We start from the raw sequence: 18719 nt of genomic DNA on the forward strand, positions 1-18719 counted from the left end.
TTGGCACACATGAGAGTATTCATAGGAATTGTATTTGTATTGGCAACCAGTTGCATAAATGGAAGAAAAATAGCGGAACCAACACAAACCGTATTGCGGCAAGAGCTGGAACGAATGGCGCAAATAGACCAAATTGCAGCAAGTCACCCGTTATTGTTGCCCGAACCATACAAAAATTATACAGAGGAGCAATGGACACGCTACAAAGACAGCGTATATGCGGCACATCAAAAACAACTAGCCTCTTATGTTCGTCAGTACGGATTTTTGGGTTACAACGAAGTGGGGCAAGATGGGGCTAAATGCTTTTGGTTAATGGTACAACACTGCGACAAGTTTCCAGCCTTTCAGCGACAAGTTTTAAAATCCATGCGCAAAGAAGTGAAAAAAGGCAATGCAAACGCCGAAAATTACGCATTTCTGTACGATAGGGTAAAAGTTAATGCGGGGCAAAAACAGTTGTTTGGTACACAAGTGGATTATCTTGTACAAACAACGGGGCGTGCCATCCCCAAATTTGGAATTTCAGATATACTCCATCTCCACAAACGCCGAGCCGATTACGGATTGTTGCCTATAAGAGAGTATTTAAACCAAATGACGATACTTCACTATGAAATGAATAAGTCGCACTATGAAAAGAAAGGTATTTTAACGCCTGACTTGTATCCATAACATTGCAATCTTTACATTACAATGTAAATAATCTGACCAAATCGTAAAACCAATACTGTTATTTTAAGTGCATTTTAACAACAGAATAACAAAAAATCTTCCTTAATTCAATATCTTTGACAACATGGAATAAACCTTGTTGTCAAAAGTACGTCATAACGTCAGGCCAACAAGTTTATTATTGCTTTAACCAGAAAAAAAGTCGTTTCATCGCGCAAAATGGCCCATTAACATTTTTTAACTTTTTAGTTAAAATTGATTATCGTAATTTTCGGCCTGAAATTTGATAGTAATATTTCCAAACCACACTAAAAGATATTGTTTTCAAAAATTTATTAAATCGCATAGCTATGAAAAATCTTTTCGTAATTGTATTTATGTTGTCGATGGCCTTAGGCTTACCAAAAGCCCACGCCGCTAAAGCCCTGACAGGTGCCGACAAAACCACTATTAGCAGCATTTTCCCAAATCCTTGCACAGAATCTACACGCATCAACATCACGGCGGTAGCGGGAAAAATGCCAACTGAACTGAAAGTATATGACCTTATCGGCAAAGAAGTAGTCAAAATCGCACTCGAACCCAACGAGATGCACCACACCATTGACCTTTCGCACGTGCAAGCAGGCGTGTATTTGTGCAGCCTCTACGCCGACAACAAGGTATTGGATACTCGTAAAATCGTAAAGACAAGATAATGGCATAAGATTTTACTTGACAAAACTAAAAAAGAGCGGGGATTTCCAAGATTTGGAAATCCCCGCTCTTTTTTGGATTATTTCGGTATCACTATAACGCTTCCGCTACTTTGCGCAACACATATTTCTGAATTTTGCCTGTGGCAGTTTTGGGCAACTCCTGAAACACCACCGTGCGCGGCACTTTGAAACCCGCCAACGCCCCTTTGCAGAAAGCAATAATTTCGGCTTCGGTGGCCGTGTGGCCTTCGCGCAGCTTCACGAAAGCGCAAACCGTTTCGCCCCATTTTTCGTCAGGACGCGCCACTACGGCGGCTTCCTCTACGGCCTCATGGCGGAACAATACGCCTTCCACTTCAATCGTCGAGATATTTTCCCCACCCGAAATAATAATGTCTTTAGAGCGGTCTTTGATTTGAATGTAACCATCTGGATACACTACCGCCAAATCGCCGCTATGGAACCAACCGCCTTCAAAGGACTCTTCCGTAGCCAAGGCATTTTTGGCGTAGCCTTTCATCACGATATTTCCCCTGAAAAATACTTCGCCCATCGTCTTGCCATCGGCGGCCACAGGCTCTAAAGTATCGGGGTCGGCCACCATCAAATCTTCCAAGAACAAATACTTAACCCCTTGACGTGCTTTGAGTTCGGCGCGTTGCTCGATTGGCAACTCGTCCCATTCTTCCTTCCAAGCACACACCACCGCAGGGCCGTACGTTTCCGTTAGGCCGTACACGTGCGTTACTTTAAAATTGAGTTTTTCGATGGCTTCAATTACCGACGCAGGCGGCGGCGCACCCGCCGTCATGGCATGCACGGGATGCGGCAACGTGATTCGTTCTTCGGGTTTGGCATTAATAATCATACCCAACACAATCGGCGCACCGCAGAAATGCGTAACACCATGGTCGCGGATAGCTCCCAAAATAGCAGCAGCACTTACTTTGCGAGAAAACACACTCACGCCACAAATAGCGGCCATCGTCCAAGGAAAACACCAACCGTTGCAGTGAAACATGGGCAGCGTCCACAAATAAACCGATTGGCTCGGCATTCCCCACGTCATAGCATTATTGGAGGCATTCAGATACGCGCCTCTGTGATGATACACCACGCCTTTTGGGTTGCCCGTAGTGCCCGAAGTATAGTTGAGCGTAATCGCGTCCCATTCGCTGGCTGGCAAATGCCACTCGAAATCTTCGTCGCCTGTTTCCAAAAACTGCTCATACGTGATTTTGCCCAACAATTGGCCTTCTGCATCCTCGTCGTCGATGTCAATAACAATAGGGTGATGTTCCAAACCCGCCAAAGCCGCCTTAATGACGTGCGAAAATTCTTTGTCTGTAATCAAAACTTTGGCCTCGGCGTGTTCGAGCATGAACGCAAGCGTCGGTGCATCAAGTCTGATATTGAGCGTATTAAGCACCGCGCCAGTCATTGGCACGCCAAAATGCGCTTCAAAAATCGCGGGTACGTTCGGAGCCATAATCGAAACCGTATCGCCATGCCCAATGCCAATTTTAGTCAGAGCCGAAGCCAGTTTAAGACAACGTTTGTAGGTTTCGCCCCACGTGCGACGAATATTTCCGTAAATTACTGCTGGATAATTTGGGTAAACCATGGCCGTACGCTTGATGTACGAAAGTGGCGAAAGCGGTGTGTAATTGGCCGCGTTCATGTCCAAATCGTGGTCGTACATGGTGGATTTTTTGGCTGTTTTCATAGAATAAATTTTTAGGTGTTGTGTTTTAGGGGGATATATTAATTTTAATGCAATCTATACAATTTGCAGATAAAAACACAAAATACAGTACAATTGTCAGATATTTTTTATGGCAAAACCCAAAATACCTATCAAAAAACTACAATTACACCACACATGACAAATATTAGTTTTTCCTAAAAAAATATTACAGAAATTGTGCATTATTCGTTTGGCTACTAATTATTTACATCAACTTATTTTTATCTTTCAACCCTATACAAACTTATGAGTAGCAAACCGTTTTATTACAATTTAGCTCCCGAAAAAATTTTGGAGCAAGTCCAAAGCTCCCCGCAAGGCATTTCCGAAGCACAAGCCCAGCACCGACTTTTGCACTATGGAAAGAATCAGCTAAAAGGCAAAGCACATAAACCCGCTTGGTTGATGTTTTTGGGGCAATTCGGCGATTTTATGATTATTATTCTCATGGTCGCGGCCATCGTTTCGGGGCTAATGGGCGAAATCACCGACACTATTATTATTCTGATAATCGTCTTGCTCAATTCGGTTATTGGTTTTGTGCAAGAATATCGTGCCGAAAAAGCCATTGACGCACTCAAACAACTGAGTATCACCACTGCCAAAGTAATCCGCGATGGAAAAATACAAAACATTGATTCGCAAGATTTGGTACGCGGCGACATTGTGCAGCTCGAAGCAGGCAACGCCGTAGCCGCCGACTTGCGCCTCGTCGAAGCCCACAGCCTGCGCATAGACGAGTCGGCACTCACTGGCGAGTCTTTGCCAGTTGATAAAAATGCCCAAACGCTCACGGCCAACGATTTGCCGCTCGGCGACCGCCTCAACATGGCCTACAAAGGCACACTCGTCACCAATGGCCGTGCGCTTGGCGTGGTGGTGGCTACGGGTATGCAAACCGAACTCGGCCACATCGCCCGACTCTTAGACCAAGACGAGGCCGAAACGCCGCTCAAAAAACGGATGAGTGTTTTTAGTAAAAACCTCACTTACATTATTTTAGCCATTTGCGCTATTATTTTTATGGCGGGTTGGTTGCGCGGCGAAGACCTGCTCCGAACTTTTATGATTTCTATTAGCCTTGCCGTGGCCGCCATTCCCGAAGCCTTGCCCGCGCTGATGACGATAGCTTTGGCGCAAGGCGCAAACCGCATGGCACGCAAAAACGCTTTAGTGCGCAAGTTGCCAGCCGTCGAAACGCTCGGCTCGGTCTCGTACATTTGCACCGACAAAACGGGCACGCTTACCCAAAACAAAATGACCGTTGTAGAGTCTTTATCTTTTGATAATCAAGACAATAACCTTGCAACTTCTCCCCTACTGCTGGCCATGAGCCTGAGCCACGATGTAGCCGTTAATGCGCCCAAAAACCTGAATGGCGATTCTACGGAAGTGGCCATCGTGGAAAATGCCATTCATACACTGGGTTTTGAGCAATACCAGCATTTGCACACGCAATACGAACGCATCGCCGAACTGCCCTTTGACTCTGACCGCAAACGCATGAGCACCATACACCGCACCGAGCACGGATATATTGTACTTTGCAAAGGTGCAGCCGAAGCCATAGCAAGCACGTTAAGCGATACCACGCAAGCCCAAAACCTACTACAAGCCGCTGACCAATGGGCAAAACAAGGGCTTCGCGTATTGGCTTTTAGTTATAAAAAAATCAAAGATTTACCCGAACAGACAAGCATACAATCCATTGAAAATGAATTTGTTTTGGCGGGAATCGTGGGCATTATAGACCCGCCGCGCGAGGAAGTGAAACAAGCAATTGCTGAATGTAAACGTGCGGGCATCAAAACCGTGATGATTACAGGCGACCACCCCGCCACTGCCGCCGCGATTGCTTCGCAAATTGGTATTTTTGAAGAAAATGATTTGTTGCTTACAGGCCAGCAATTAGCCCAGCTTTCGGCTAGTGAATTTGATAAAAAAGTAACGCAAATAAGCGTTTATGCGCGTGTTTCGCCCGAACAAAAATTGCAGATAGTCAAAACGTTGCAAGGAAAAGGCCATTTTGTAGCCATGACGGGCGACGGCGTAAACGATGCGCCTTCTCTGAAAGCCGCCAACATCGGCGTAGCCATGGGCATCAATGGCACGGACGTGAGCAAAGAGGCCGCCCACGTGATTTTGTTGGATGATAATTTTGCTACCATCGTGAAAGCCGTGCGCGAAGGACGCCGCATTTACGACAATATTCGCAAGTTCGTAAAGTACGTGATGACCTGCAACAGTGCCGAAATCTGGACAATTTTTCTCGCGCCGCTCATCGGTTTGCCTATGCCATTGCTACCGATTCATATTCTTTGGATAAATTTGGTTACAGACGGACTCCCAGGTCTTGCCTTAGCCAGCGAACACGCCGAAACCAACGTAATGCACCGCGCCCCACGCCCCGCCAACGAAGGACTTTTTGCGCAAGGACTGGGCTATCATATTCTTTGGGTTGGGCTTTTTATGGCAGGCGTAACACTTGGTACACAGGCTTGGAGTATTCAGGTGGCGGGCAGCCATTGGCAAACAATGGTTTTTACGGTGCTGTCTTTGAGCCAGTTGGGATGTGCGTTGGCCGTGCGCAGCGAACATACATTTTTGTACAAACAAGGCATTTTTGGTAATATTCCGCTGCTTGCCTCCGTACTGCTGACGGTGGTTTTACAGTTGACCATCATTTACATTCCGTTTCTTAACGACGTGTTCAAAACCTCTGCCCTGACGCTCAACGAATTGTTGATTTGCTTTGCAGCGGCGGCGGTTATATTTCATGCCGTAGAATTTACCAAATTTATTAAACCACAGAAACAATGAACGTAGATACGCACAGCTGTGCGTATCTACCATAAAAACAGACAATTACAGTTTATCGGCGCGGCGGCGCAAGTAAAAATCGGCTAACACGAGTGCGGCCATCGCTTCCACAATCGGCACGGCACGCGGCAATACACACGGGTCGTGCCGACCTTTGCCGCTTACGGTTACAGCTTGGCCGTCGGCATTGATAGAGGTTTGGTCTTGCATGAGCGTTGCCACAGGCTTAAAGGCCACTTTGAAATAAATGTCTTCGCCGTTGGAAATGCCGCCTTGTATGCCGCCCGAAAAATTGGTTTGGGTGCGCACTGCGCCCGCCTTGTCGGTATAAAAACCGTCGTTGTGCTGCGAACCGCGCCATTTTGCCCCCTCAAAACCACTGCCGTACTCAAAACCTTTCACGGCATTGATAGAAAGCATGGCTTTGCCCAGTTCGGCATGAAGTCGGTCAAAAACAGGTTCGCCCAAACCCACAGGCGTACCGCTAATCACACACGAAACCACGCCGCCGATAGTGTCGCGATCGAGGCGCACCGAGTCGATGAGTTGTATCATGGCTTCGGCCATTTGCGGGTCAGGACAACGAACAATATTGGATTCTATTTGCGAAAAATCTAATTGCTGATATGGCGTAGTTAGCTGCAAATCACCGACTTGCGACACATACGCATTAATTTGAATATTGCCAACGGCTTTGAGCAAAAGTTTTGCCACTGCGCCTGCGGCCACACGTGCGGCAGTTTCACGCGCCGAACTGCGCCCGCCGCCTCTGTAGTCGCGGTGGCCGTATTTGGCGGTATAAGTATAGTCGGCGTGCGAAGGGCGGAACACGTCGGCGATGTGTCCGTAATCTTTGCTGCGTGCGTCGGCGTTGCGAATCAGCAAGGCGATGGGCGTACCAGTGCTTTTTCCTTCAAAAATACCCGACAAAATCTCAACTTCGTCGGCTTCGCGGCGTTGGGTGGTGATGCGCGATTGGCCAGGTTTGCGGCGGTCGAGTTCGGACTGAATAAAGTTAAGGTCTATTTCCAAGCCCGCAGGACAACCATCTATTACCACGCCAATAGCCGCGCCATGCGATTCGCCAAAAGTACTGATTTTAAATATTTTACCGTAAGAATTACCCATTTCTACTACTTTTCGTTTTTTCAAATAAAAGCATTACTACTTAATTTCACAAACTTTTATACTTTTGTAATAATCCGTTCTATGCAATACCAAAAAACGGATAATTTATCTGCTTAGAAGTTTATTTTTAGTACATTTAACTACATTTTGCATATGAATCCTACTTTTGAGGTTCGTTATGATGAACAGACGCGCACGGTATGCGCCGACACGTTTGGTTTTTTGGGGCATGATCTTTACCAAGAAGGTTGGCTCAAAGTATTGAAATTATTAGAAGTGCACCATTGCCAAAAGATTTTTATGAATGTCTCGGACGGCAAAATTATTTCTGCTGAAAATCAACAATGGTTTTTGGAGAAATTTATCCCGAAAATGGAGAGGCTCATGAGCGGACGCAATTTGTATCAAGCTCGCGTTGTTAATGACAGCGATTATTTCAGTAAAATATCAACGCAAAACGTCTATAAAAAAGTGCAACAACAGCACTCCAACGCGCATCTGATGGACTTCAAAACTCAAGAAGAAGCTTTGGCATGGCTGTCTAAATACTAACTGATTACCAATAGTTTAAATACTAAATCTTTTATCTTTCAACCCTACGCTATGAGCCAGTTTAAAGTCAGTTACGACCAAGAGCATTTTTTTATTCGAGCCGAAACCGTCGGTTTTTTGTCGCATGAGATGTACGCCGAAGGTTGGGCACAAGTGGTGCAACTCTTTGAAAAACACCCTGCTTGCCATCGTTTACTCATTGTGGTCATCGACGGAAAAATTATACCTACCGAGAATCAGCATGTTTTTGTAGATGATTTTTTACCCAAAATACAAACCGTCATGCATGGCCGAACACTCAAATATGCACGTGTCATTCATGGCGATTTGTTCAATAAGATTTCTACCCAAAATCTGTACAAACAAATACAAGACCGCCTGCCCAATGTTACCCTGAAAGACTTTGATGCAGAAGAAAACGCTATCGAGTGGCTCGATCAACTGTAACACAATGCAGAAATAATTGAACCAACCAAAGTTTATTTGTTTATTCTATTAAAAAATGATTAAAGACGGAATTTTATTACAATAATATCGGTTGCTACCACATACTTCATTCCGTATCTAAACAAACACTAAGGTTCAACAATTATCAATCTTCATCAAAAAAATGAGTCAATTTAAAGTTAGCTACGACGACCGCCATTTTATTCGTATAGAAATGGATGGCTTTTTACCACATGATTTGTACAAAAACGGCTGGCTACAAGCCCTTGAATTATTTGAAAAACACCCTGCTTGTCATCGTGTTTTTATTAGCGTAAAAGATGGCCGAATCATTTCCAACGAAAACCAACAGTGGTTTGCCAACAACTACATTACGACATTAAAAGAGTTGCTGGCCAAACGACATCAGACCCTCAAACAGGCGCGTATGCTGGATGGCGATTATTTCAATCAAGTTTCGGCCAAAAACATTTACAAAACATTGCAAGAATCAAACTTGCCACTTGTTTTCAAGGATTTTGACAGAGAAGACAGAGCCATTGCTTGGCTGATAGAATAATAAAAAAAGAGGCGTTAGAGTAATATCTAACGCCTCTTTTTTTATGCTAATTTCGGTTAGCCAGCAAATACATAACGGCCATACGCACGGCCACGCCGTTTTCGACTTGCTCCAAAATCACGGAGTGCGACGAGTCGGCTACGCTGCTGTCCAGTTCCACGCCTCTGTTGATGGGACCTGGGTGCATAATCGTAATGGGCTTGGGCAGCCGCTCCAACATGGCTTTGTTGATGCCAAAATATAAGTTGTATTCGCGCAACGAAGGGAAATACTGAATCTGTTGGCGTTCGAGCTGAATACGCAATACGTTGGCCACATCGCACCAAGCCAACGCCTTTTGTACGGAATGCTCCACGATTACGCCCAACTCGCTGATATGGCGCGGAATAAGCGTCGCAGGACCGCAAACCATGACTTCCGCCCCCATTTTTTTCAAGCAAAAAATATTGGAAAGTGCCACGCGCGAGTGCAAAATATCGCCGATAATGGCTATGCGTTTGCCCGCCAAATCGCCCAACTTTTGTTGGATAGTGAACGCGTCCAAAAGTGCTTGTGTGGGGTGTTCGTGCGTGCCGTCGCCTGCATTTACAATCTGCGCATCAATGTGTTTGGACAGAAAATGTGGTGCGCCCGCGCTGGCGTGTCGCATCACAATCATATCTACTTTCATAGCCAAAATGTTATTGACTGTGTCCAGTAGCGTTTCGCCTTTTTTGACAGAACTAGAAGCTGCCGTAAAGTTCAGTGTATCAGCCGAAAGACGCTTTTGCGCCAACTCAAAAGAAAGACGCGTACGCGTTGAGTTTTCAAAAAAAATGTTGGCAATAGTAATATCGCGCAGTGAAGGTACTTTTTTGATAGGTCGGTTAATGACCTCTTTGAAATGGCCAGCAGTCTCCAAAATAAGACTGATGTCGGTTTCGGTTAAATCCTTGATACCAAGCAAATGCCTGACGCTAAGTTGTTTCATTGGAAGAGAAATATAAAATTAGCTCGAAAAAACGATAAATCGTGTACAACTATGGAGGCAATGTTGCGGGGCAACCGCCAAAGTCTAAACCTATGACTTTGGCCGCCAAAGGTAGCGCATAGAAAACAAAAAAAGTAGTGATTGCGGGGATTTTTTGAGCAGAATGTATCAAACCTTTGAGCCTTAAATCGTTCAACTGCTTTGCATTGTTTACAATAACTTAACATATTCTTACTAAAATTATACAATCTTTGCCGAAACATAATACTTATCTACTTCCATGAAATATTTATTAAACATTGCTCTTGCTTGCCTGTTTTTCAGCAGCTACGCCCAAACTGACACTACTTACTATGACGACGATGACAAAGAAGTTAAATCTTGGGATTATTGCACTTACTACAAAATCACTCACAATGAGCCTACTAAGGAAACTGTCAATTATTACACCGCGGCAGGGCAGCATACATCAGAATATCATTATGACGTTAATTTTACAGATGACGGACATAAAATGCAGACACCTTCTGGCGTTCATAAAAAATGGTACAGTAATGGAAAACTTAAATCTGAAGAAAATTACAACTCAGGAAAATTAGACGGAACCGTCAATACCTTTTGGGAAAATGGCACGAAACGTAGAGAGGATATTTTTAAAAATGGCCAATCCGTACAAGGCAAATGCTTTAACCAAAATGGCGAAGAAATCCCTTATATAGCCTATATCGTAAACCCCAGCTTTGATGGAGGATTGGAAGCACTCATGAAGTTTTTGCAAATAAATGTCCGCTATCCCAAAGAAGCCCAAAAATACAATGTAGAAGGGATTGTTTATGTTGGATTTGTTGTAGAAAAAGATGGTTCTATTGCCGACATCGAAGTAGTAAAAGGTGTTGTTAAAGAGCTTGACGAAGAAGCACTTCGAGTAACCAAAATGATGCCCAAATGGCAACCAGGTCTATTAGAAGGAGAACCTTTAAGCGTAAGATATACGCTTCCATTTCGATTTGCATTCAAAAACTAATCATTTCGGACGAAAAGGCACGCTAATTAAATTGCGTGTCTTTTTTATTTTTAATCAAAAAACAATACATTTAGAAAAACTATATTAGCAACAAAGCCTAATTTTTTTATTATTTATTGTTTTAATGCCTTTTAAATCTATTTTTCATAATGCCTGAAAAATCAATCTTAGTTATAGACAACTACGACTCTTTTGTTTACAATCTTGTGTATCTTCTGCGCGAAGCTGGCCACGAAGTGCACGTAGTCCGAAACGATAAAATTACGCTGCCCGATGTGGCCGCTTACGACAAAATTTTGCTTTCGCCTGGCCCTGGCATTCCTGCCGAAGCGGGCATTATGCCCCAAATCATTGAGCAATATGCTCCTTACAAAAGTATTTTGGGCGTTTGCTTGGGTCATCAGGCCATTGGCGAGGCGTTCGGCGGCACGCTGGAAAACATGAGTGACGTGTATCATGGCGTAGCGCACCAAATCAGCGTAAAACCCGACGAAAAACTGTTCAAAACATTGCCCGACAGCCTCAAAGTTTGTCGTTATCATTCTTGGACGGTTTCGCCCGAAAATTTCCCGCACGCCCAGTTGCGCATTACGGCCACCGACCCCGACGGGCGCGTCATGGCCTTAGCACACAAACATTACGACGTACGCGGCGTACAATTTCACCCCGAATCTATCTTGACCGAACACGGCAAGCAAATAATAAATAACTGGTTGTCTGCAAATTAAATAAAAGATTTACGCCATTGGCCAACATAGTCAATGGCGTTTTTTTGTGATATGGAAAATTTTATCCACTTTTTAAAGCAAGTAACCCCTATTTCCACACAAAGTTTGGAAGCTGTACGCACCAAGCTCAAGGTGCAGTATTTTCCTAAAAATCATATTCTAATTCGCGAAGGAGATGTTTGTAACCGTCTGTATTTTATTGACAAAGGCTTGGCAAGAATATTTTATTACAAAGACGGTAAAGAAATAACAGACTGGTTCGGAACAGAGCATACTTTTATTAGTTCGATAGTTGGATTTTTTGCCCACAAGCCCAGCCCACATATTGTAGAAATTTTGGAAGATTGCAAACTTGTTTCTATTGACAGCCAAGAACTTGACAAACTATATACTCAATATCACGATTTAGAGAAGGCAGGCCGCCTATTGGCCATCGATACGGTACTGCGCCTGCAAGCTCGCATCGATGCCATGCACTTTGAGTCCGCCAAGCAACGTTACGAAAAATTATTAGAACAACACCCCACTCTATTAAATCGGGTTTCTTTGGGTCATATTGCCTCGTATTTAGGTATAACACAAGTTACACTAAGCCGTATTCGGTCAAAATCTTAATTTTTTAGCATTTGTTAAAAATGCTTCAATGCTGGGCATATACTTTTGCGCCAATCAAAAAAATATATGCTATGAATACTATCGAAATTATTGCTAATGGCCTTGTAATCATTACTTTTTTAGTACATACTTTTGCAGGCGATAGCGATTTACGCAAGGCAAAACCACACAAAAACACGGCTAATTATGCACACCAGCAACAAATTTGGATTATGGCACGAGGTGCATTTCACCTTGTTTCTATCGATTTTTTATTGGCCAGTATTGCATTTACGCTTGTTAATTTTACTAATTTTTTCGCCGATAAAACCAGTATTTTAAAAATTTTATCGCTCTATTTTGGAGGTTATGGAATTGCATTTTTGATTAGTATTATCATTTCTGATAAAATACCAAACGCATACCTAAAACTTCCTCAATGGATATTATTATTAGGAATCAGCATACTAATTTACTTAGGGATTTAATTGTATTATACGCCTTATTTTCCGCTTGGAATATGGTCGTAACTCAAAGACCTACTTAATTTCCATTCGCCATTTTGCAATAGCCAAACGTGCGTAAATTTGGCTACACTGGCATAACGTTCTTTTTGGCCATTTATATTTTCATAAAATTTGTGTACGCCCACCTGAATAGCCCCATACAATTTTTGTTTTTTGTATAACGGATAAATTTCGGTACTCTTGGGCATTAGCTCGCGCCGCGACTGATAGGTTTTTGGGGATGCACACAAGCCATTTTTTATATTAAACAAAAATGTTGCTCTATCCGAAATACTGTCTTTGTCGTGATAAAACTCAAAATCATCGGCCAACAAACGGTCAAATTGCTCGATATTGCAGGTATTGAATCCTACATTAAATAACAAACTATCTTGAGTGAGTATGGTCTTCCGCAAGGCCTTATCTGGTGCAGGTTGCGCCCAACTTGCATAACTGACCATCAAGGCAAAAACCAAAAAAAGTGTTTTTTTCATACCAATTCTTTATTTTAAGATTTATAAAATCGTCAAGTCGATGGTTAAGAATGTTATCAAAAAAATCAATGCGTTTTTCGGGCTAATATTTTTTTGAGCGAAGCGGCCAACTGTTTCATAAACGGGAAGAAAACCGTCATGATTCGGATGCTTTTTGGCCCCAAACTTGCCACAATCGGATACACAAAGGTGTTTTTGGTATAATACGGCGGCGGCACAATGCCCGCCAACGAGGCCACCCAAAGCAATGTACTAATCATAAACATGACTTTGAGCATTCCCAGCACCGCACCCGCCACATCGTCCACGCTGCCAAATACTGTGTAACGAATGCTTCGGCGCACCCAATACCCTAACTGCCTTATACCCAAGCTCATCAGAAAAAAAATAAGACCAAAAACCACAAACGGCAATATCATGCTGTAACCTTTGATGTAGGGTTTGAGCAGTGCCAACGCCCAATCCAGCAAAGCCAAACCGCCAGCCACCGCCCCGACCAAGGCCATGGAGTTTACCAACTCCACCACCATACCGCGCCGATAACCTTTGTACGCACCCCAACTCATCAAGCCAATCAGCAAAATATCGAGCGGCTGTATAAATGCTGCCGACTTCATTAGGCCTCCAACTTATGTATAATATTTTGTATTTCAGGCATTTGTTCAATTATTCCAAGCCTAAAAAGTGTTTGTGCCACTGGCTCTACTTCTGCTTGTGTGATGGGCTGCGCATTGTAGTTCCAGTCTGTGGCCTCATGCCATTCCTGCGTTTGAGCCAATGGCAATTCATAACGCTGCGCCACGATTTCCACCGCCTGCGAATGTTTTTTTAATTCTGCTGCCAACTGCCCAACGCTTTGTAATATGGTTTTAATTTCGGCGGCGTATTGTGCAATAATTTCGGTACGCACCACCACCACAAAGCACGGCCAAGGCGTTGGGCAAACCCCTACCCTACGAAAAACGCCTTTGCTTACAAGTGGCTGTGTCATGGCTTTTTCCCACATAAAAACATCCGCTTGGCCTTCGGTGAGGGCTTTTTCTGCCCCGCCAATATTGCCCACTTGCACCCAATCTACTTCGGCAATCGTGTAGCCGTTTTGGTCGGCATTGACCAAAGCCATCAGGTGCGAACCCGACCCTTTGCGGGAAATGGCATAGCGTTTTCCTGTCAAATTCGTTTGTTCGGTAATGTCGCTGTGCGCCGCCACGTGAATTCCCCATTGCAAAGGCGTATTCACGTAGGTCTGCACGATACGTGCATCATTTCCTTTGGCGATGTCGGCTACCGCGCCTTCCGTCAACACCAAAGCCATGTCCAATTGTTTGTCGCGCAAAGCGGCCATCATTGCACCCGTTCCGCTGGAATAATCTGTCCATTGTACTGAAACCACTAATTTATCCCAAAGTTGTTGTTCGGCGGCCCAGTGCCAAGGCAAATTGAAATGTTCGGGCACACCTCCCACACGCAATATATGTTTCATAAGTTTTTCTCTATTTGATAAAAATATATTTCCGAGCAATGTTATTGCAAAAAAATCAAGATGCAAAAGTATAGGCAATTCTCCAAACAAAAATGGCGTAGTATAAAATGTTATTTTGACCCAAAACAAAACAGGGATTTCCGTTTGAATAGAAACCCCTGTTACAAGTTTTTAAAATTATTTTTCTGCAAAAATTTTATCTTAACTGATGCGCTCCGTGTGCTTTCTTGTTGCTGGTATGACCTAAATTCTGTGCCTTTTCAAACAACTTGGTAGCGGCCAAAAACTCGTCATCAGATTGATTATAAACCGCATAAAATCCTTCTTCTTTCCAGATATTGCGAGCTATCCACGCTTTCACTTGGTTGCGTAAAAATGCTTCCGAACGTTTAAAATCTTTGGCATCTATCGTAATATTAGCTTTGGTTGCGGCCTTATTGATGTCTTCAATCATGGCATCTGTTACTTTGAAATTTTGCTGAAACTGCGACAATGTACTAGTATTCAGTTCTTTTTTATTTTTCAAAGAATAAGAAAGCGCGTATTCTCTAATGATATTTTGGTTATAAAGCTGTACCAAATAATCCGTGTAAACAGTCGTGTCGTTCGGAATAAAACAGTCGGGAACAATGCCACCACCGCCATACACCAAACGGCCAGAAGCCGTTTTAAACTTCAGGGTATCAGCTACTTTTACGCTATCTGCAAAAAACATTTCGCCCGAACGATAGCGGTTATCCATGTCCATAAAGTAGGCTTCTTTGCTGCCTTTCTCGTAAGGTTTTTGGATACAACGACCACTCGGAATATAGTAGCGGGCAATGGTCAGGCGCAACTCCGAACCATCTTGCAAGTCGATGGGAGCTTGTACAAGCCCTTTCCCGAAAGTGCGGCGACCCACCACTAAGGCGCGGTCTTGGTCTTGCAACGCCCCCGACACGATTTCGGAAGCCGAAGCCGAACCCTCATTCACCAACACAATCAGCGAACCGTGTTCAAATTCGCCACGCACACCGCCTTCGTAGCGCATATCGTTTTGTGGATTTTTGCCTTTGGTATAAACAATCAATTTCGTACCCGACAAAAACTCATCAGCCATCTTGATAGCCGCCCCCATGTAGCCACCTGCGTTGTCGCGCAAATCCAACATGAGTTGTTTCATGCCACTGGTTTTGAGTTTTACGAGTGCGTCGTGTACTTCTTGGTCGGTGCTAAGTGTAAAACGGCTCACTTTGATATAACCCGTTTGGGCATCTATCATATACGAAACTTCAACGGAATTGCTGGGAATTTTATCACGTACCAACTTGAATGATAGCATTTTATTGCGCGAAGGTCGCCATATCTTGATGCCTACCACCGTGCCTTTTATGCCGCGTAGGCGTTGGCGAACACCATTCGTGTTAATGCCAACGCCTGCCACGTTTTCTTTATTAATTTCAATAATTCTATCGCCAGCCTCTATGCCTGCTTGTTCGGAAGGACCTCCCGCCAAGGGCATTACCACACAAATCGAATCGCGCACAATGTCAAATTCTACGCCAATGCCTTCAAAATTGTTTTCGAGTTGAATTTTACTTTCTTCCATGTCCGAAACGGGCACGTACATCGAATGCGGGTCCAAATCGTCGAGCAGTGAAACAATGGCATGATCTGTAAGCGTATCCGTATTGACTACATCCACGTAATCGCGTTGAATATAGCCCAACACTTCCCTGAATTTGATGGAGTTGGAGGCAATATTGTCGGCGGTATTACGCCCTCCAAACATGGCTGCACTCACCAAGCCGCCCGCTAATGCAGACACTGCCAATAATCCCAACTGTTTTACCCACCTACGCTTCTGATTCGTTGCCATGTTTCCGACTATTTGAATTTAAGATATTTAATCTTGTAACAAGGCGTAAATTTCAAATAAAATTACAAATAATACAAAGAATATTTCTTATTTGTTTGTAACATTACTCATTTGACGTGCTTTAAACTCATTTATTCGCTCCAAAGCCCGATACGCCACAGCTTCTCTATATTTTTTTTCCGAAAGAGTGTTCCAAATGTCGCGGTCTTCGGGTTGCGAAAACATGATATTGTCGCGACGCACGACCCACACATTAAAACAAACCGATTCTGGATACAAACGCGCCGCTTCTGCTGCCGCCTGCGAATACGTGTCGGCTTTCACGCTACCAATGTGTAAGTGTTGTTTACCTCTTTTTTTCAAATAAAAAACCTCATACACAGTGCTTTGAGCGTTTTGTTGGTAGCCCTGCCCCAACGTATCCAGCACATTTACATTGCCGTCGGTGTAGGCCGAAACCCAAACCGATTGCGTACAAATCACAAATATTCCCGTACAAGTATTGCCTCTGCGTGTGTATTGTTCTTTTCCAAACAAAAAAGCCATATCCGCATTGGGCGCGTGCACGATGCCAACGTGTTGGTAAGGCTTGTCTTCTTTTACTTGCTCAAAAACCTCAAACGTTGGGAATTGGTCAAGTGGCTGTTTGGCGGCGGGTTCGCTTTCATAGTCAGGCACTTGCAAACGATTGATGCGAGGGTCTAAAGATGCTGTTTTCATGGTATAATTTGGTATAATAAAAAGAAATTGGATGTATATAAAATTGTTTTACTTTGGCAGCAAAACTAAGCAATATTACGGATTTTGGGCAAAAAGTAACGAGTCGGTGGCCGCAGGAATTTGCCCCACAAAATCGCCCGAACTTTTGCGGCACTGCTGAATATGGCGGCGCGTCCGCACCGACCAAAACAGCCCACAACGAAATGTAATCGCGGTTTTTGCCCACAAATTATGAAAAAATACGCCTAACGGATTGCGGTGTTTGGTGGGGTCAGAAATCACGGGAACGTATTCAAAACCTCTTGCTTGGGTGTAATCAGAAGCGCATTTGTTGCCGTAGAGCACTTTGCGCGGCTTATACACAAACACCTGATACATACGTCTTAATTTTTCGGGATGAACGGTTGGGCGTGCGCTTGTCGCTGTGGTGCGTGCGTAAGGCAGTTCCGTTCGTTGTGCTTGCACTTGGTGCGCGTGCAGGCAAATATTAATCAATAGCAGAAAAAACAAATACTTCGTTTTCAATTTCTTTGATGTGGGATTAAAAATTTAAGGTGTAATAATGTGGTGCGGCAATTTACACAAACATCACTATCTTGTTTATAAAATCATCTTAAAAACACAGATATTGCCATGATAACGTCCGCGCAAGTCAGACATTTTATTCTTCCAAAAATAATTACACAAAAGCCAATATGTTTTTATCCAAAAAGCATCTATTGTTCCTTGCATTATTTGGGGCTGCGGCGGCTCTGTATTGGCTTTTTGACCCAGCCACAAAAAGTTGGTTTCCAAAGTGTCCACTATACCAGCTAACACACTGGAAATGTATGCTTTGTGGTACACAACGCGCCACGCACGAACTTTTGCACGGACATATTTCGGCTTCTTTCGCCCAAAACCAATGGCTTTGGATTACTGCGCCATACTGGGCGGGACTAATAGGCATGCCGCTACTGCCTGTCTCTTGGCAAAATACAAACATCGCGACACGCCTACGCCGTTGGGCAACACATCCGTACACCAGTTGGGGCGTTGGAATATTGACCGTAATATTTATGTTGTGGAGAAATTTAGCTTTATAAATACCGCTCTTTCAGTACGTTAATATGGTGTATGCCATGCCCCAGCATAAACCACGCAATGCCGCGAGGCGTTACGGAATTGCCGCGAACTGAGCCTTTGAAATCCAACATTTCGTCGGTCAGGTACGAGAGCAACGCAATACTTGACTTACGCAAATACCCAAATTCTTCTATCATTTCGGCCAACGTGCGTGCGTCGGTGCGGTCGTGGGCGGCATAATGGTTTTCGTCGAAGGGCTGAAGCTCTGTTGCATCGAAGCGCGAAAAACGCCAAATCCGATACGCAAACATACGTTCACAGTCCGCAATATGGCCAATGAGTTGTTTTACTGTCCATTTTTCGGGTGCGTAACGGTAATTTTCTTTTTCGGCAGGAATGCTTTTGAGCAATGTTTCTATCTCTTGCCAATTTTTTTCTAACGCCAAAATCAAGTCTGTTTCGTTCTGACTCAAATCCAAATACTTATGATAATAAGTAGGCGTATCGGCGTAATTGGGGCGTGCAATCGGTTGTTTCATTTTTTTCAGATAAAATTAATACAAAACTTCAATGGCCAGCAAGCTAAGAAAAACAGCGCAAGAATAAGCGAGATTTTTATTTGTGTAGAAATATACTTGTATAGCTTTCGGG

The 18719-nt window shown here is 43.8% G+C and carries 22 protein-coding genes; 11 read left to right on the forward strand and 11 right to left on the reverse strand.

What is annotated here, in order from left to right; translation table 11 throughout:
• Nucleotides 1-9: 9 nt before the first annotated feature.
• Both BM090_RS08270 and BM090_RS08275 read left to right on the forward strand, forming a co-directional pair.
• The gene (locus BM090_RS08270) at nucleotides 10-675 is read left to right on the forward strand and encodes a DUF6624 domain-containing protein (RefSeq protein ID WP_143083920.1); all 666 of its coding nucleotides are present in this window, start codon (nucleotides 10-12) and stop codon (nucleotides 673-675) included.
• Nucleotides 676-1025: 350 nt separating this feature from the next.
• The gene (locus BM090_RS08275) at nucleotides 1026-1373 is read left to right on the forward strand and encodes a T9SS type A sorting domain-containing protein (protein ID WP_091510652.1); all 348 of its coding nucleotides are present in this window, start codon (nucleotides 1026-1028) and stop codon (nucleotides 1371-1373) included.
• Between the two features lie 91 nt (nucleotides 1374-1464).
• On the opposite strand, the gene BM090_RS08280 is transcribed toward BM090_RS08275, so the two are convergent.
• Complete coding sequence (locus tag BM090_RS08280; RefSeq protein WP_091510656.1) at nucleotides 1465-3099, reverse strand: acyl-CoA synthetase; 1635 nt, start codon at nucleotides 3097-3099, stop codon at nucleotides 1465-1467.
• 267 nt (nucleotides 3100-3366) lie between these two features.
• Here BM090_RS08280 and BM090_RS08285 point away from each other — a divergent pair, with 267 nt between their 5' ends.
• Nucleotides 3367-5940, forward strand: coding sequence for a calcium-translocating P-type ATPase, PMCA-type (locus BM090_RS08285; RefSeq protein ID WP_091510659.1), 2574 nt, complete (start codon nucleotides 3367-3369; stop codon nucleotides 5938-5940).
• Between the two features lie 45 nt (nucleotides 5941-5985).
• Here BM090_RS08285 and aroC read toward each other — a convergent pair whose 3' ends face one another.
• Nucleotides 5986-7068, reverse strand: a complete 1083-nt coding sequence (aroC, locus tag BM090_RS08290) for a chorismate synthase (protein WP_091511289.1) — start codon at nucleotides 7066-7068, stop codon at nucleotides 5986-5988.
• A 153-nt stretch (nucleotides 7069-7221) separates the two neighbouring features.
• On the opposite strand from aroC, the gene BM090_RS08295 reads away from it, so the two are divergent.
• The 3 genes from BM090_RS08295 (at nucleotide 7222) to BM090_RS08305 (ending at nucleotide 8626) form a co-directional block, all read left to right on the forward strand.
• Nucleotides 7222-7620, forward strand: a complete 399-nt coding sequence (locus tag BM090_RS08295; RefSeq protein WP_091510662.1) for a hypothetical protein — start codon at nucleotides 7222-7224, stop codon at nucleotides 7618-7620.
• A gap of 51 nt (nucleotides 7621-7671) precedes the next feature.
• Nucleotides 7672-8067 carry a hypothetical protein gene (locus BM090_RS08300; RefSeq protein ID WP_091510664.1) on the forward strand — a complete coding sequence of 132 codons (396 nt, stop codon included), beginning with the start codon at nucleotides 7672-7674 and terminating at the stop codon, nucleotides 8065-8067.
• A gap of 163 nt (nucleotides 8068-8230) precedes the next feature.
• Nucleotides 8231-8626, forward strand: a complete 396-nt coding sequence (locus tag BM090_RS08305) for a hypothetical protein (RefSeq protein ID WP_091510673.1) — start codon at nucleotides 8231-8233, stop codon at nucleotides 8624-8626.
• A gap of 46 nt (nucleotides 8627-8672) precedes the next feature.
• On the opposite strand, the gene BM090_RS08310 is transcribed toward BM090_RS08305, so the two are convergent.
• Entirely contained in the window at nucleotides 8673-9596 is a 924-nt protein-coding gene (locus BM090_RS08310) for an aspartate carbamoyltransferase catalytic subunit (protein WP_091510710.1), read from the reverse strand.
• Between the two features lie 280 nt (nucleotides 9597-9876).
• Here BM090_RS08310 and BM090_RS08315 point away from each other — a divergent pair, with 280 nt between their 5' ends.
• The 4 genes from BM090_RS08315 (at nucleotide 9877) to BM090_RS08330 (ending at nucleotide 12430) form a co-directional block, all read left to right on the forward strand.
• Nucleotides 9877-10620 carry an energy transducer TonB gene (locus BM090_RS08315; protein WP_091510714.1) on the forward strand — a complete coding sequence of 248 codons (744 nt, stop codon included), beginning with the start codon at nucleotides 9877-9879 and terminating at the stop codon, nucleotides 10618-10620.
• Nucleotides 10621-10769: 149 nt separating this feature from the next.
• Entirely contained in the window at nucleotides 10770-11348 is a 579-nt protein-coding gene (locus BM090_RS08320) for an anthranilate synthase component II (protein WP_091510718.1), read from the forward strand.
• Nucleotides 11349-11399: 51 nt separating this feature from the next.
• Nucleotides 11400-11963 carry a Crp/Fnr family transcriptional regulator gene (locus BM090_RS08325; RefSeq protein WP_177199879.1) on the forward strand — a complete coding sequence of 188 codons (564 nt, stop codon included), beginning with the start codon at nucleotides 11400-11402 and terminating at the stop codon, nucleotides 11961-11963.
• 71 nt (nucleotides 11964-12034) lie between these two features.
• Nucleotides 12035-12430 (forward strand): hypothetical protein, encoded by a 396-nt coding sequence (locus tag BM090_RS08330; RefSeq protein WP_143083921.1) that lies wholly within the window; start codon nucleotides 12035-12037, stop codon nucleotides 12428-12430.
• 14 nt (nucleotides 12431-12444) lie between these two features.
• Here the strand turns inward: BM090_RS08330 and BM090_RS08335 are convergent, their stop codons facing one another.
• The 7 genes from BM090_RS08335 to BM090_RS18335 all read right to left on the reverse strand — a co-directional run bounded on the left by BM090_RS08335 (nucleotide 12445) and on the right by BM090_RS18335 (nucleotide 17822).
• On the reverse strand, nucleotides 12445-12942 hold the full coding sequence (locus BM090_RS08335) for a nuclear transport factor 2 family protein (protein ID WP_091510729.1): 498 nt from the start codon (nucleotides 12940-12942) through the stop codon (nucleotides 12445-12447).
• Nucleotides 12943-13007: 65 nt separating this feature from the next.
• A complete protein-coding gene (locus BM090_RS08340) occupies nucleotides 13008-13559 on the reverse strand; it encodes a CvpA family protein (protein ID WP_091510732.1) in 552 nt (183 codons plus the stop codon).
• Nucleotides 13559-14425 carry a PhnD/SsuA/transferrin family substrate-binding protein gene (locus tag BM090_RS08345; protein ID WP_091510735.1) on the reverse strand — a complete coding sequence of 289 codons (867 nt, stop codon included), beginning with the start codon at nucleotides 14423-14425 and terminating at the stop codon, nucleotides 13559-13561. Before BM090_RS08345 ends, BM090_RS08340 begins: the two co-directional genes overlap by 1 nt.
• A 196-nt stretch (nucleotides 14426-14621) precedes the next feature.
• Entirely contained in the window at nucleotides 14622-16283 is a 1662-nt protein-coding gene (locus BM090_RS08350) for a S41 family peptidase (protein ID WP_091510738.1), read from the reverse strand.
• Between the two features lie 87 nt (nucleotides 16284-16370).
• Nucleotides 16371-17003 carry a hypothetical protein gene (locus BM090_RS08355; RefSeq protein ID WP_091510741.1) on the reverse strand — a complete coding sequence of 211 codons (633 nt, stop codon included), beginning with the start codon at nucleotides 17001-17003 and terminating at the stop codon, nucleotides 16371-16373.
• A 75-nt stretch (nucleotides 17004-17078) separates the two neighbouring features.
• Entirely contained in the window at nucleotides 17079-17528 is a 450-nt protein-coding gene (locus BM090_RS08360) for a hypothetical protein (RefSeq protein ID WP_091510743.1), read from the reverse strand.
• Nucleotides 17529-17603: 75 nt separating this feature from the next.
• A complete protein-coding gene (locus BM090_RS18335; RefSeq protein ID WP_177199880.1) occupies nucleotides 17604-17822 on the reverse strand; it encodes a hypothetical protein in 219 nt (72 codons plus the stop codon).
• 11 nt (nucleotides 17823-17833) lie between these two features.
• Between BM090_RS18335 and BM090_RS08365 the strand changes: the two genes are divergently transcribed.
• The gene (locus BM090_RS08365; protein ID WP_177199881.1) at nucleotides 17834-18088 is read left to right on the forward strand and encodes a DUF2752 domain-containing protein; all 255 of its coding nucleotides are present in this window, start codon (nucleotides 17834-17836) and stop codon (nucleotides 18086-18088) included.
• On the opposite strand, the gene BM090_RS08370 is transcribed toward BM090_RS08365, so the two are convergent.
• Entirely contained in the window at nucleotides 18083-18607 is a 525-nt protein-coding gene (locus BM090_RS08370) for a DinB family protein (RefSeq protein ID WP_091510749.1), read from the reverse strand. The genes BM090_RS08365 and BM090_RS08370 overlap by 6 nt on opposite strands.
• Nucleotides 18608-18719 lie beyond the last annotated feature (112 nt).

This window comes from Flexibacter flexilis DSM 6793, assembly GCF_900112255.1.
Lineage (GTDB): Bacteria > Bacteroidota > Bacteroidia > Cytophagales > Flexibacteraceae > Flexibacter > Flexibacter flexilis.

Excerpts from the sequence above, each read along its gene's own strand:
- BM090_RS08320 (WP_091510718.1), top strand. The coding sequence starts at position 10,770 with ATGCCTGAAAAATCAATCTTAGTTATAGACAACTACGACTCTTTTGTT.
- BM090_RS08365 (WP_177199881.1), top strand. The coding sequence starts at position 17,834 with ATGCTTTGTGGTACACAACGCGCCACGCACGAACTTTTGCACGGACAT.
- aroC (WP_091511289.1), bottom strand. The coding sequence starts at position 7,068 with ATGGGTAATTCTTACGGTAAAATATTTAAAATCAGTACTTTTGGCGAA.
- BM090_RS08370 (WP_091510749.1), bottom strand. The coding sequence starts at position 18,607 with ATGAAACAACCGATTGCACGCCCCAATTACGCCGATACGCCTACTTAT.
- BM090_RS08335 (WP_091510729.1), bottom strand. The coding sequence starts at position 12,942 with ATGAAAAAAACACTTTTTTTGGTTTTTGCCTTGATGGTCAGTTATGCA.
- BM090_RS08350 (WP_091510738.1), bottom strand. The coding sequence starts at position 16,283 with ATGGCAACGAATCAGAAGCGTAGGTGGGTAAAACAGTTGGGATTATTG.
- BM090_RS08295 (WP_091510662.1), top strand. The coding sequence starts at position 7,222 with ATGAATCCTACTTTTGAGGTTCGTTATGATGAACAGACGCGCACGGTA.
- BM090_RS08340 (WP_091510732.1), bottom strand. The coding sequence starts at position 13,559 with ATGAAGTCGGCAGCATTTATACAGCCGCTCGATATTTTGCTGATTGGC.
- BM090_RS08345 (WP_091510735.1), bottom strand. The coding sequence starts at position 14,425 with ATGAAACATATATTGCGTGTGGGAGGTGTGCCCGAACATTTCAATTTG.
- BM090_RS08305 (WP_091510673.1), top strand. The coding sequence starts at position 8,231 with ATGAGTCAATTTAAAGTTAGCTACGACGACCGCCATTTTATTCGTATA.
- BM090_RS08330 (WP_143083921.1), top strand. The coding sequence starts at position 12,035 with ATGAATACTATCGAAATTATTGCTAATGGCCTTGTAATCATTACTTTT.
- BM090_RS08275 (WP_091510652.1), top strand. The coding sequence starts at position 1,026 with ATGAAAAATCTTTTCGTAATTGTATTTATGTTGTCGATGGCCTTAGGC.
- BM090_RS08300 (WP_091510664.1), top strand. The coding sequence starts at position 7,672 with ATGAGCCAGTTTAAAGTCAGTTACGACCAAGAGCATTTTTTTATTCGA.
- BM090_RS08310 (WP_091510710.1), bottom strand. The coding sequence starts at position 9,596 with ATGAAACAACTTAGCGTCAGGCATTTGCTTGGTATCAAGGATTTAACC.
- BM090_RS08315 (WP_091510714.1), top strand. The coding sequence starts at position 9,877 with ATGAAATATTTATTAAACATTGCTCTTGCTTGCCTGTTTTTCAGCAGC.
- BM090_RS08280 (WP_091510656.1), bottom strand. The coding sequence starts at position 3,099 with ATGAAAACAGCCAAAAAATCCACCATGTACGACCACGATTTGGACATG.
- BM090_RS08355 (WP_091510741.1), bottom strand. The coding sequence starts at position 17,003 with ATGAAAACAGCATCTTTAGACCCTCGCATCAATCGTTTGCAAGTGCCT.
- BM090_RS08270 (WP_143083920.1), top strand. The coding sequence starts at position 10 with ATGAGAGTATTCATAGGAATTGTATTTGTATTGGCAACCAGTTGCATA.
- BM090_RS08325 (WP_177199879.1), top strand. The coding sequence starts at position 11,400 with ATGGAAAATTTTATCCACTTTTTAAAGCAAGTAACCCCTATTTCCACA.
- BM090_RS08285 (WP_091510659.1), top strand. The coding sequence starts at position 3,367 with ATGAGTAGCAAACCGTTTTATTACAATTTAGCTCCCGAAAAAATTTTG.